Here is a 12,004-nt window from a genome sequence, read left to right as displayed (position 1 = left end):
ATGCAGTCGGCCCCAAGGCCGGGTTTGCGCGCGAGAAGTTTAATGCGCCACCATGATGGCCCGGATCGTATTCGGGAGAGCTTCAGGCGGCTCTCCGATCAAGACGGGTTCGTGACCATCCCTTTTGATCGCTGCGACAAGCTGGCCGGTAGAGCGATAAAGTGCGATGGCCGCATGGTTTCCAGCACAGACCTGCGGAAGGCAGCCCGATCCCACGATCCAATTGCCTTCCACTGTCATCTGCTGCAAGCCCACGGTCATGTATCGGCGTAGCATATCAAGCTGTGACCACGTCATTTCCCGCAGCAGAGTTGGTTCCATTTCTGCTGCGGTCAGGTATTCGTAGGGACTTTCGCCGATCCACGCATCAGCGTTTCCAGCTGAATTCCGCGCCACCTTTGAGCTCTTCAGCCCTAAGACCTTACGGACGACGCTTTGACCGTCAAAGATGAAGGCCACCTGCCCTTCACTAGGGTCCATCGACGGCATGGTAAGCGTTACGGTCTCCGCGTCATGGCTGAGCTCATAAATTTCGGAACAAGTTCCGAAAGTGTCTGTCAACCGAAGATGACCGGGCGTCGTATCGAGCCAGGCATAGTTTGTAGGGCACGCAACCCCACCGCTGGCCACACTGACGAGCACCAGACTTCCGACTTTCTCGATGAGGTCGCCATGGAAATCTCCGAGGGGAAAGCGCTTCCCCCCAACCTCTACGGATTTCATCTCCAGCTCCCCTCCGACAATACGCACGATGCCGGATGGAGAGTTCATCTCTTCTCCCGCAGAGGCCGTCACTGGCGATAGCGCCTGTGACAGCAGCACGGCAGCGAACAGAATGGAAATCGATTTCATGGTTTATTTATCCTCGATATTAGCAAGGTTACGCCTCAAATACTGGCTTCTCGTCTTGCTTATGCAGGGCCCACAATCCTTTTAGGGAAAACCTGTGACGGACCAGAATTTTGACGCATCGGGGCGAATGGCTGATTACCGCGCGATCTTCGGATAGGAGTGCCCAATCTGCTGTTCAAGCGCGACAATTCTGCGCATCGTAAGCTCTGTCTGGCACAATAACATCTGCATCTCTGCACCACTCCCGGTCGCGTCGTAGCGAACCCCCAACTCGCAGGTATTGTCGCGGACCTCGATCCAAGCGCGTTGTGACTTTCGCAAGAGGGCTTCGAGCCCGGAGTAATTCGCGTTGGTAGCTTCTCGCTGCATATCAGCAGCCTTCACGTTACTGATGCCAACTGCATAGACTTCATTGAGCATGGAATCGGCCTGATTAAACGCCGCGCGACTGCAGCTGCGATATTCGACGGCAGCCTTACCCTCATTCTCAAGCGTATCCATGCAGCCGAGAACCTGCTTTCTGGCGCAGACCTCGACTTGATCCTCCGCTTGGGAAACACACTTCCTAATGTGAATATGGTCTACAGATTGCGAGGCCCAGCTCAGCGCAGGAACGCAACAGACGACAAGCACGGTCGCGGCAAACGGTTTCATCTGAAATTCCTTTCTGAAAGATGTGCCATTGCTGCCCGATGAATATGGCGAATTGTTGACTCGACGATCAAATATTCACGTCGCTCGACCATCCATCTCCCTTAGCGCAAACGGCACAAATGTTCTCGCTTGCGCCGGTCGCAGCCACGCCGTGACCTCTAACCAGCCACCGGCTGTTCACCCAGTCGCGATTAAAGACAAGTGGACGTTTGATCCGCCCCCTTTCACAGCTCCAGACGCATCCGATGGGACGGCGAGAAGGATTGCCGCGCATAGGTAATCGGTTGCGCATCGAGCCAGGTCACCCGGAGCATCGTGAGAACCGGATCGTCGGGCGCGCAGACAAGATGTTTTGCAGCCGCCCCGGCGGCTTCTGCCAGAAATTCCATCGTGCCGTGAGTATAAGGTGCCTGCCGCACGAGCCAGACATTCGGGCTGGTCTTGGACAAGTCCACGTCCTCGATCTCGGGCACGGTATCGAGCACGATCCAGCGATTTTCGAACATGTGCGGCACATCATCGGCCAGATGAAGGCTGCTGACGTGGAGCAGGCGCTCGCGTCCCGACAGCCTCAACTTCTCGCGCACCAGCGGCGGCGGAGCCTCGATCTTGCGCTCCAGCAAGCGGTATGCGTAGCGCGCCCCGCTGGCTTCGACCTCGACATGGGTCAGCGGGATCGTGAGCGTGGCCTTGCGGCGCGGTGCTTCGCGCACCCGGGTGCCAGCCTTTCGGCGCCGGTCGAGAAAACCCGATGTCGCGAGATCGCGCAGCGCGCGGTTCACCGTGGCCCGCGCGCAGCCGAATTCTGCAGCGAGATCCACCTCATTGGGGATCAATTCGCCGGGCGCATAGAGCTGCGCGCGGATCCGCGCCATCATCTCGTCGCGGATCGACTGCCAGCTGATCGAATTGTCAGCCCCATCCTCTCTCGTCACCGTCATACCTCATACCCCAACCGCTTCGACACACGCCCGTAAGCCCGCGCGATCGCATCGCGTTGAACGTGACGCCCGTCCTGCACCACATGACGCCCCGCGGACCATACATCGCGCACCGCGCGATCATCACGCGCGAAAATCCAGGTATCGAGCAGGACGTCGCCGAGCCTCCCTTGACCGTCTGGCCCAAGGTCGTCAAGCGCGAGAAGATCGGCCCAAAGCCCCGTCGCGATGGCTCCGCTGGCGCGTCCTGCCGCCTGCGCACCTCCCTCGACCGCCCCCTGAAAAAGGACGCGCCCAGTCGAGCGGTCCGGATCGGCAAGCGCGGCACGCGAATGATCGCGCAAACGCTGGGAATATTCGAGCGTGCGCAATTCCTCGGTGAGCGAAATCCGAATATTGCTATCCGACCCGACACCGAACACCCCACCTGCGGCTCGCCAGCGCACGCCGTCGAAAATTCCGTCTCCGAGGCTCGACTCGGTGATCGGACAGAGACCGGCCACTGCGCCCGTCGCAGCGAGCGCCTCGGTTTCTGCGGGCTGCATCTGGGTTGCATGGATCAGGCACCACCGGCGGTCGACCGGGGCATTCTCAAGCAGCCATTCAACGGGCCGGGCACCTGTCGTGGCCCTGACTTCCTTAACCTCGGCCTGTTGCTCGGCCAGATGAATATGGATCGGTGCATCGCCTGCAAGCGAGACCGCCGCCTCGAGTCCGCTCTTGTCCACCGCGCGCAGGCTGTGCGGAGCGATCCCCAGTCCGCTATCTGCACCAAGCTCTGCAACATGGCGACGCGCCCCCTCGACCAGACGCGCGAAGCGCTCGGGATCGTTGCCGAAGCGGTCCTGCCCCGAGACAAGCGCGCGCCCATCGAGCCCGCCATAGGTATAGAGCACTGGCAAAAGCGTCAGCCCGATCCCGGTCTGGGCCGCCGCCGCCACGATCCGTCCGGCCATCTCGGCCAGATCTTCATAGGGCCGACCACCCGGAGCGTGATGCAGGTAGTGAAACTCGACATTGGTCGCGTAACCGGCCTCGAGCATCTCCATCTGAACGAAAGCCGCGATCGCCTGAACGTCCTCTGGAGTGAGGCGGTCGAGGAACCGATACATCAGCCGCCGCCAGGTCCAGAAGCTGTCATGCGGATCTTCGCCGCGCCGTTCGGAGAGGCCCGCCATTGCACGTTGAAACGCGTGGCTATGCAGGTTGGCCGGAGCAGGTAGCAGGATTTCAACCCTCTTCGCCCCCTCGGGGCAGGTCGCTCCCGGTGCGATCGCGCCGATGCGACCGTCCTCATCGAGGTCAATTCTTACCCGTTCCGCCCAGGAATTCGCCACCAGCGCCCTATGCGCCCAGATCGTCTGCATGGTTGCCCCTCCGTGTTGACAGGTTTTTTATGTGCAGACATATTAACCGCAAATCAAGCACGAATCGAGTTCATGACAGAGATCACCCTCACCAATGCAACACTGGCCCCCTGCGACGGAGCGACAGAGAACCGTGTCTTCTCAGGGTGGTTGCGTCTTAAAGACGGGCGCATCGCCGAGATCGGGGAAGGCTCAGCAGACGGCCAGGACCTCGCCGGGCGGCTGGTCACCCCGGCCCTGATCGATTGCCATACCCATCTCGTCTATGGCGGCAGTCGAGGGCGCGAATTCGAGCAACGCCTGGAAGGTGTGAGCTACGAGGAAATCGCCCGCAGCGGCGGTGGCATCCTTTCCACAGTCAATGCGACACGCACCGCGAGCGAGGACGATCTGGTCGCCTCCGCCCTGCCCCGTCTCGATGCGCTGCTGGCAGAGGGCGTGGCGGCGGTCGAAATCAAGTCAGGCTATGGGCTGAGCGTTGAAGACGAGATCAAGATGCTGCGGGCGGCGCGTCGGCTCGAAAAGGAGCGTCCCGTCCGCATCATGACGACCTGGCTCGCAGCACACGCTTTGCCTCCGGAGTATGCCGGGCGCGCGGAAGTATATCTCGATGAAGTGGTCATCGCAGGTCTACGGGCCGCCCATGCCGAGGGACTTGTCGATGCGGTCGACGGGTTCTGCGAGTCGATTGCCTTTTCTGCCGAGCAGATGGCGCGGGTCTTCGACGTCGCGCGGGAACTGGGCCTCCCGGTTAAGCTTCATGCGGAACAGCTCAGCCACCAGGGTGGCAGCCAACTCGTCGCCGCGCGCGGTGGGCTCTCTGCCGATCACGTGGAATATGCGACCGCGGAGGACGCCGAAGCGCTGGCGCGCGCGGGTAGCGTCGCCGTGCTTCTGCCCGGGGCCTTCTACACACTGCGCGAGACCAGAATGCCGCCGATCGCCGAGTTCCGTGCAGCAGGCGCCGCTATGGCGCTCGCCACCGACAGCAACCCCGGGACATCGCCGCTCACGTCGCTCCTTTTGACCATGAACATGGGAGCCACGCTCTTTCGCATGACGCCGACCGAATGCCTTGACGGGGTCACTTGCCATGCCGCGCAGGCACTCGGCCTTGAGGATTGCGGACGGCTCGGCGTCGGTATGCGGGCAGACCTCGCGATCTGGGACGTCACCGATCCCGCCGAGCTGACATATCGGATCGGCTTCAACCCCCTTCACTGCCGCTACTTTGGAGGCCGCAAATGCTGACACTGATGCCGGGCGAGGTCACCCTCGAGCAACTCGAAAACCTCTGGCGCACCAGCGCGGCCGCGCGGCTCGATCCCAGCACAGCAAGCGCGATCGCGACCTCAGCTGCACGGATCGCCTCGGCGGCCAAGGGGGAGGACGCCGTCTACGGGGTAAATACCGGCTTCGGCAAGCTGTCCTCGGTGCGCATCGCGTCCGATGACACCGCAACCCTCCAACGCAACCTGATCCTGTCTCACTGTTGCGGCGTCGGCGATCCCCTGCCGGTGGAGACGACACGTCTGATGATGGCGCTCAAGTTACTCAGCCTTGGACGCGGCGCCTCGGGGGTTCGTCCGGAAATCATCGCTCTAATCGAGGGGATGCTGGAGCACGGCGTCACGCCGGTCGTGCCCGAACAAGGTAGCGTCGGCGCCTCGGGCGACCTTGCGCCGCTCGCACATATGGCCGCTGTCATGATCGGCGAAGGGGAAGCCGTGTTCGAAGGCCAGCGACAGTCCGGTGTGGACGCGCTCGCCGCTGCGGGTCTCTCCCCTGTTATGCTCGGCGCAAAGGAAGGGCTCGCGCTCATCAACGGGACGCAATTCTCAACCGCGCTTGCGCTTGTGGGTCTGTTCAGCGCGATGACCTGCCTGCGCACGGCCATCGTGACCGGCGCGATGTCGACGGATGCGATCATGGGGTCGACAGCACCCACACGGGCCGAAATTCACAGCCTCCGCGGTCATGCGGGCCAGATCGAAGTCGCGAAGGCGATGCGCGAACTGCTCGACGGCAGCGAGATTCGCGAGAGCCATCGTGAGGGGGACGACCGGGTGCAGGATCCCTACTGCATCCGCTGCCAGCCTCAGGTGACCGGCGCGGCACTCGACCTGTTGCGATTCGCCGGCCAGACCCTGGTTACCGAGGCCAACGCGGTGACCGACAACCCCCTCGTGCTCTCCGATGGCACGATCGTGTCGGGGGGGAACTTCCACGCCGAGCCCGTAGCTTTCGCTGCGGATCAGATCGCCCTGGCCGTTGCCGAGATTGGCGCGATTGCGCAGCGTCGCATCGCGCTGATGGTCGATCCCGCGCTCAGTTTCGGGCTGCCGCCCTTTCTCACACCACAAGCGGGGCTCAACAGCGGCTTGATGATCGCCGAGGTGACCACTGCAGCCCTGATGAGCGAGAACAAGCATCTCGCCGCCCCATGTTCGGTAGACAGCACACCAACCAGCGCCAACCAGGAGGACCATGTCAGCATGGCGGCCCATGGCGCACGGCGCTTGGGACTGATGACGCGCAACCTCGCGGTGATACTCGGAGTGGAGGCACTGTGCGGCGCGCAGGGCATCGAGTTCCGCACGCCCTTGGCGACATCCGCCTCGCTCGCGCGAACAATCGAGGTCTTACGGCGCCATGTCGAAACGATGGGCGCCGATCGCTACCTCGCGCCTGATCTCGAAAAGGCCCGAAAGCTGGTAGAAGACTCGACGCTCGTCACCGCCGCCGGACTGGGAGTCGCAGTATGAGTTCGATCGCCCCTGATCCCGTCGAAATCATCGAGGGAGATAGCCCCGTCATCCTCGGGCTTCCCCATACCGGGACGTGGGTTCCTGCGGACATGCGAGAGGCGCTCAATGAACGCGGCCGCGCACTGGCGGATACCGACTGGAATATCCACGAGCTCTATGCAGGGCTTCTGCCGGGCGCGACCTCGGTGCGTGCGACCTTCCACCGCTATGTGATCGACGCGAACCGCGGCCCCGAAAACGAAAGCCTCTATCCCGGGCAGAACACGACCGGGCTCGTTCCGCTGACTGATTTCGATGGCGCGCCGATCTGGACGACAGAGCCCGCCGCTGAGGAGATCAGCCGTCGGCTCGCAGAGTTCCACGCGCCCTATCACGCCGCACTGCGCACTCAGATTGAACGGGTCCGCGCGCGCCATGGCGTGGTGGTCTTCTATGATTGCCACTCGATCCGCTCGCACATCCCTTTCCTGTTCGACGGAAAGCTTCCCGATTTCAATATCGGCACCGCGAATGGCACCAGCTGCGATCCGCGCATCGAGACCGTAGCGGCGGAGATATGCGCGCGCGCAAATGGGTTCAGCCATGTCATCAATGGCCGGTTCCGTGGCGGCTGGACAACACGTAACTACGGTCAGCCTGAAAGCGGTGTCCACGCCATCCAGATGGAACTGGCCCAATCGACCCACCTCGCCGCGGAAGCCCCGCCTTGGGATATCAGCGCCGAGAAAGCCGAGCGTCTGCGTCCCCACTTGGGCGAGATACTGCGCGCGCTCGAAATGCTCGCCCCGGAGCTTGTCGCATGAAACCGCTCGAAGGGCTTCGAATCCTTGACCTGACCCGTGTCCTCTCGGGCCCGTTCGCGACCGCCTTACTGGCGGATCTCGGGGCGCAAGTAATCAAGATCGAACCGCCGCGAGGGGACGACTACCGACATATCGGCCCGTTTCGCGACGGGGAATCCGCGCTCTTTGCGCTGACGAACCGCGGCAAGAGTTCGATCGTGATCGATTTGAGAGCGGAAGCGGGACAAGAGCTTGCGCGCCAGTTGGCCGGGCAATGCGATGTCGTGGTGGAGAATTTCCGCCCCGGTGTGGCCGCTCGGTTGGGCCTCGATCCGGCGGAGTTGCGCAAGGACAATCCCGGCCTCGTATATTGCGCGATCTCGGGCTTCGGACAGGACAGCCCGGCCTCCCGCCTGCCCGCCTATGACCTCGTAGTGCAGGCGATGTCGGGCTGGATGGATGCGACCGGCGAAGAGGCCGGTGGACCGTTGAAGGTCGGCGAGGCCTTGGGCGACATCGCGGCCGGGCTCTACGCGGTGATAGCGATCCTTGCCGCGCTCGTCGGGAAGGAGAAAACCGGGCGCGGCGCATCGCTCGACGTCGCGATGCTCGATAGTCTCGTCGCGATGCTGCCGACCAGCCATGCGGTGCATCTCTATGCAAACCGCCCTGTGGAGCGGGTCGGGAATCGTCACCCCCTCTCCACGCCGTTCGGGACCTATCGCACGCGGGATGGCCTCGCGATCATTGCGGCCCTGAGCGGTCGCCAATTCACCGCGCTCTGCCAGTTGATCGGCGCTCCTGATACTGCAGAGGACCCCCGCTTCCTCACCGATGAGAAGCGCACGCAAAACGAGCCAGCTCTACGCGCGGTGATCGAAGGCTGGACCACCCGTCACCCCACCGAGAAGGTTGTTGCGGCACTCGCCGAGGCGCAGGTGCCCAGCGCACCGATCATGACCCTCGCCCAACAGCTGGCTTCGCACCATGCGCATGCGCGCGCTCTCGTGCGCCAGCTACCGCACCATTCGCTCGGGGAAAGCCCGGTCGTGGGCCAACCCATCCGGTTCGAAGGCGCAGCGCCACTCGCTGAGACTGGAGCGCCTGCGCTTGGAGGAGAGACCCGGAAGATCCTGCAGGAAGCCGGCCTGAGCGCCGCCCAGATTTCCCGACTGATCGCGGCCGGCGTCGTAAAGGAAGCAAGCCGATGAGAGCCTTTGACCACCTTTTGAGCGCGGAAGAGCGACAGTTCCTCGACATGCTGGAGCGCTTCGCCCGCGACGAGCTTGTCCCACGTGCGGGCGAGACCGATCGAACCGGAACCTTTGTCCATGATCAGCTCGCTGCGCTGTCGGAGACCGGAATGATGGGAGCCAATCTGCCCGAACGCTGGGGCGGGGCCGAAATCTCGGCCCATGCGCTCTTCGAGGCGGTCGCGACGATCGCGGGCGGCTGCGGCTCCACCGTCTCGGCGCTGACGGCGCATTTCCTTGCGACCGACAGCCTGTTGCTCGGGGGCGATGATGCGTTACGCGCGCGCTTTCTGCCTGCCGCGGCCGAGGGGAAGATGCTCGGCGCGTTCGGCCTGACCGAACCCAATGCGGGGTCCGATCCCGCCGACATGCGCAGCCGCGCAGTGCGTCAGGGCGACGAATGGCACATCAAGGGCAAAAAGTGCTTCATCTCGAATGGCGGTGTCGCCGATTTCATTATCCTCTACTGCGTGACCGATCCACAGGCAGGTCACCGGGGCATCTCGGCCTTCGTCGTTGAGAAGGGCACACCCGGCCTCGTTCCGGGCCGAGTCGAACAGACAATGGGTCTGCGGGGCGGCCATGTCTGGGAACTCGATGTCGATGTCATGGTGCCCGATGCAAACCGTCTCGGCGAGGAGGGCACCGGCTTTCGCACCGCGATGAAAGTGCTCGACAACGGGCGCACCGAGGTGGCGGCGATGGCTGTCGGGATCGCGCGCTCCGCATTGGCCGCCGCCCGCGATTGGGCCCGCGCACGCGTCATCGGGGGCGAGGCGCTCTCGAACCGGCAGGGCATCCAGTGGATGCTCGCCGACATGGCGATCGAATTGTCGGCCGCCGAACTTCTGGGCCATGAGGCCGCGCGCCAGCGACAGGCCGGAGAGCGGTTCACCACCGCAGCCTCGAAGGCCAAACTCTTCGCGTCCGAAGCCGCAGGGCGCATCACCGATCAAGCCTTGCAGATCCACGGCGGCTACGGGTTCACACGAGATTTCCCGCTCGAGCGGCAGCTCCGCGACCTGCGCATCATGCGCATATACGAGGGCTCCTCCGAAATTCAACGCAACATCATCGCGGGCCGGATGCTCGCCTGACCTGCCAAGAAGGACCGAAATGATGAACAACCCACGTCACAACATGCGCGACATCTACCCCGCCACCGGGACCGAGATCACCGCCAAGAGTTGGCTGACCGAGGCACCACTGCGGATGCTGATGAACAACTTGCACCCGGACGTCGCCGAAAAGCCGCACGAGTTGGTGGTCTATGGCGGGATCGGCCGCGCCGCACGCACCTGGGAGGATTTCGACCTGATCTGCGACTCGTTGCGAAAGCTCGAAGCGGATCAAACGCTTCTCGTGCAATCGGGCAAGCCAGTCGGGGTCTTCAGGACCCACACGGACGCACCACGCGTGTTGATCGCTAACTCCAATCTCGTGCCGCACTGGGCCAATTGGGACCATTTCAACGAACTCGATAAGAAGGGTCTGGCAATGTATGGCCAGATGACAGCCGGGTCGTGGATCTATATCGGCGCGCAAGGCATCGTTCAGGGCACCTACGAAACTTTCGCCGAAGCGGGGCGCCAGCATTACGATGGGGATCTGCGCGGCAAGTGGATCCTGACCGGTGGGCTCGGCGGCATGGGAGGCGCGCAGCCGCTCGCCGCTGTCATGGCGGGCGCTTGTTGCCTTGCGGTCGAATGCGACGAGAGCCGCGCCGACTTCCGCATCCGCACCAGATATTGCGACGAGAAGACCCATTCGCTTGACGAAGCGCTTGCGATGATCGCGCGCTGGACCACCGCAGGCGAAGCGAAATCGGTCGCTCTGATCGGGAACGCTGCCGAGATCTTCCCCGAGATCCTGCGCCGGATGCAAGCGAGCGAGGATCTGCCGAACGGGCGTCCAGACATCGTGACCGACCAGACCTCGGCCCACGACCCCTATCACGGCTACCTGCCGAAAGGCTGGTCAGTGGCGCAATGGCGTGCGACCCAAGAGAGCGATCCCGCGAAGGTCTCGACCGCCGCCCGCGCCTCGATGCGCGAGCACGTGGCAGCGATGGTCGGGTTCTGGAACGCGGGCGTGCCGACGCTCGATTACGGCAATAACATCCGCCAGGTCGCGCAGGAGGAAGGGCTGGAGAATGCCTTCGCTTTCCCCGGTTTCGTGCCTGCCTATATCCGCCCGCTATTCTGCCGCGGGGTCGGTCCATTCCGCTGGGCTGCACTGTCTGGCGATCCGGAGGATATCTACAAGACCGACGCGCGGATGAAAGAGCTGTTCCCTGAAAACGAACACCTTCATCGCTGGCTTGACATGGCGCGCGAGCGGATCGACTTCCAGGGGCTTCCTGCGCGGATCATGTGGATCGGCCTCGGCGAACGACACAAGGCGGGCCTCGCGATCAACGAGATGGTGCGCAACGGTGAACTCAAGGCTCCGGTGGTGATCGGTCGCGATCACCTCGACAGCGGCTCGGTTGCTTCGCCCAATCGCGAGACCGAAGCGATGAAGGACGGCTCGGATGCAGTTTCGGACTGGCCGCTGCTCAACGCACTACTCAACACCGCATCGGGCGCGACCTGGGTCTCGCTGCATCACGGCGGCGGCGTCGGCATGGGCTTTTCGCAGCATGCCGGAATGGTGATCTGCTGTGACGGCACCGAAGAGGCCGATCGCCGGATCGAGCGGGTGCTTTGGAACGATCCGGCCACCGGGGTGATGCGCCACGCGGATGCGGGCTACGAGATCGCGCAGGACTGCGCGGTCGAGCATGGTCTCGACCTTCCCGGGATCCTAAAATGAAACTGCTGAGCCGCAGCGAAGCGACAGCACAGCCATGGAAAAATGGCGGCGGTCGCACTTGGGAGCTTGCGACCTTTCCCGAGGGCGCGGGTTTCGAGGGTATGCTGTGGCGCCTGAGCATGGCCGAAGTGGCGCGCGACGGGCCATTTTCGCGGTTCGAGGGGATCGACAGGACGCTTACAGTGCTCTCTGGCGGGGCCATGGAGCTGCGGTTTTCGCAAGGCGGTTTTGTTCGTCTCGATGCGTGCTCCGCCCCCCTCGCCTTTCCCGGCGAAGCCGCTGTAGATGCGCGCGTGAGCGACGAGCCCGTAATCGATCTCAACATCATGACACGGCGTGGCTCTTTTTCGCACCGGGTCGAACTGCTTGATGCCGGCCACCCCACGCCCCAGCACACCTTCGCTCTGTTTGTTCGCGAAGCCCCAGCTCGCCTCGGTGACCTCAAACTGAAGCCGGGCGCGGTTCTCCTCGCCGAAAACGACGATCTCGCGGGTCTGTCCGCCGATGGACCGATCTATGCGCTTACGTTGCGACGACACGATTAACTCCCCAGCGCCGACGCGGGTCGGCACC

11 protein-coding genes are annotated in these 12,004 nt (G+C 63.1%); 7 read left to right on the top strand and 4 right to left on the bottom strand.

Annotated elements, in window-relative coordinates; genetic code table 11:
* Positions 1-39 precede the first annotated feature (39 nt).
* The 4 genes from AKL02_RS03395 to AKL02_RS03380 form a co-directional block, all read right to left on the bottom strand.
* Positions 40-852, bottom strand: a complete 813-nt coding sequence (locus AKL02_RS03395; RefSeq protein ID WP_083080256.1) for an Ivy family c-type lysozyme inhibitor — start codon at positions 850-852, stop codon at positions 40-42.
* A gap of 135 nt (positions 853-987) precedes the next feature.
* A complete protein-coding gene (locus AKL02_RS03390) occupies positions 988-1,506 on the bottom strand; it encodes a lysozyme inhibitor LprI family protein (RefSeq protein ID WP_083080259.1) in 519 nt (172 codons plus the stop codon).
* A 224-nt stretch (positions 1,507-1,730) separates the two neighbouring features.
* Positions 1,731-2,447 carry a histidine utilization transcriptional repressor HutC gene (locus AKL02_RS03385; protein WP_083080262.1) on the bottom strand — a complete coding sequence of 239 codons (717 nt, stop codon included), beginning with the start codon at positions 2,445-2,447 and terminating at the stop codon, positions 1,731-1,733.
* Positions 2,444-3,814: a formimidoylglutamate deiminase gene (locus tag AKL02_RS03380; RefSeq protein WP_083080265.1), complete on the bottom strand. Its 1,371-nt coding sequence runs from the start codon at positions 3,812-3,814 to the stop codon at positions 2,444-2,446. The genes AKL02_RS03385 and AKL02_RS03380 overlap by 4 nt, the downstream gene beginning before the upstream one ends.
* Before the next feature lie 72 nt (positions 3,815-3,886).
* On the opposite strand from AKL02_RS03380, the gene hutI reads away from it, so the two are divergent.
* From hutI to AKL02_RS03345, 7 genes are read left to right on the top strand one after another with little or no spacing between them, the layout of a single operon-like run.
* Positions 3,887-5,065, top strand: a complete 1,179-nt coding sequence (gene hutI / locus AKL02_RS03375; RefSeq protein WP_083080267.1) for an imidazolonepropionase — start codon at positions 3,887-3,889, stop codon at positions 5,063-5,065.
* The gene (gene hutH, locus AKL02_RS03370; RefSeq protein ID WP_083080270.1) at positions 5,059-6,579 is read left to right on the top strand and encodes a histidine ammonia-lyase; all 1,521 of its coding nucleotides are present in this window, start codon (positions 5,059-5,061) and stop codon (positions 6,577-6,579) included. The genes hutI and hutH overlap by 7 nt, the downstream gene beginning before the upstream one ends.
* Complete coding sequence (hutG, locus tag AKL02_RS03365; RefSeq protein ID WP_083080272.1) at positions 6,576-7,385, top strand: N-formylglutamate deformylase; 810 nt, start codon at positions 6,576-6,578, stop codon at positions 7,383-7,385. The genes hutH and hutG overlap by 4 nt, the downstream gene beginning before the upstream one ends.
* Complete coding sequence (locus tag AKL02_RS03360; RefSeq protein WP_083080275.1) at positions 7,382-8,575, top strand: CaiB/BaiF CoA transferase family protein; 1,194 nt, start codon at positions 7,382-7,384, stop codon at positions 8,573-8,575. Before hutG ends, AKL02_RS03360 begins: the two co-directional genes overlap by 4 nt.
* Complete coding sequence (locus tag AKL02_RS03355) at positions 8,572-9,714, top strand: acyl-CoA dehydrogenase family protein (RefSeq protein ID WP_083080277.1); 1,143 nt, start codon at positions 8,572-8,574, stop codon at positions 9,712-9,714. The genes AKL02_RS03360 and AKL02_RS03355 overlap by 4 nt, the downstream gene beginning before the upstream one ends.
* Positions 9,715-9,736: 22 nt before the next feature.
* Entirely contained in the window at positions 9,737-11,431 is a 1,695-nt protein-coding gene (gene hutU / locus AKL02_RS03350) for a urocanate hydratase (RefSeq protein ID WP_083080294.1), read from the top strand.
* Positions 11,428-11,976 carry a HutD/Ves family protein gene (locus AKL02_RS03345; RefSeq protein WP_083080279.1) on the top strand — a complete coding sequence of 183 codons (549 nt, stop codon included), beginning with the start codon at positions 11,428-11,430 and terminating at the stop codon, positions 11,974-11,976. The genes hutU and AKL02_RS03345 overlap by 4 nt, the downstream gene beginning before the upstream one ends.
* Positions 11,977-12,004 lie beyond the last annotated feature (28 nt).

Origin of the sequence: Thioclava electrotropha (genome assembly GCF_002085925.2) — a bacterium.
Lineage (GTDB): Bacteria > Pseudomonadota > Alphaproteobacteria > Rhodobacterales > Rhodobacteraceae > Thioclava > Thioclava electrotropha.
The sequence above is the reverse complement of the archived record's forward strand: the minus strand, read 5'-3'. Positions and strand labels throughout refer to the sequence as shown.

What these genes read in the sequence shown, in the direction of transcription:
- AKL02_RS03395 (WP_083080256.1), bottom strand. Translation starts at nt 852, where the DNA reads ATGAAATCGATTTCCATTCTGTTCGCTGCCGTGCTGCTGTCACAGGCG.
- AKL02_RS03380 (WP_083080265.1), bottom strand. Translation starts at nt 3,814, where the DNA reads ATGCAGACGATCTGGGCGCATAGGGCGCTGGTGGCGAATTCCTGGGCG.
- AKL02_RS03385 (WP_083080262.1), bottom strand. Translation starts at nt 2,447, where the DNA reads ATGACGGTGACGAGAGAGGATGGGGCTGACAATTCGATCAGCTGGCAG.
- AKL02_RS03390 (WP_083080259.1), bottom strand. Translation starts at nt 1,506, where the DNA reads ATGAAACCGTTTGCCGCGACCGTGCTTGTCGTCTGTTGCGTTCCTGCG.
- hutH (WP_083080270.1), top strand. Translation starts at nt 5,059, where the DNA reads ATGCTGACACTGATGCCGGGCGAGGTCACCCTCGAGCAACTCGAAAAC.
- AKL02_RS03355 (WP_083080277.1), top strand. Translation starts at nt 8,572, where the DNA reads ATGAGAGCCTTTGACCACCTTTTGAGCGCGGAAGAGCGACAGTTCCTC.
- hutU (WP_083080294.1), top strand. Translation starts at nt 9,737, where the DNA reads ATGAACAACCCACGTCACAACATGCGCGACATCTACCCCGCCACCGGG.
- hutI (WP_083080267.1), top strand. Translation starts at nt 3,887, where the DNA reads ATGACAGAGATCACCCTCACCAATGCAACACTGGCCCCCTGCGACGGA.
- AKL02_RS03345 (WP_083080279.1), top strand. Translation starts at nt 11,428, where the DNA reads ATGAAACTGCTGAGCCGCAGCGAAGCGACAGCACAGCCATGGAAAAAT.
- AKL02_RS03360 (WP_083080275.1), top strand. Translation starts at nt 7,382, where the DNA reads ATGAAACCGCTCGAAGGGCTTCGAATCCTTGACCTGACCCGTGTCCTC.
- hutG (WP_083080272.1), top strand. Translation starts at nt 6,576, where the DNA reads ATGAGTTCGATCGCCCCTGATCCCGTCGAAATCATCGAGGGAGATAGC.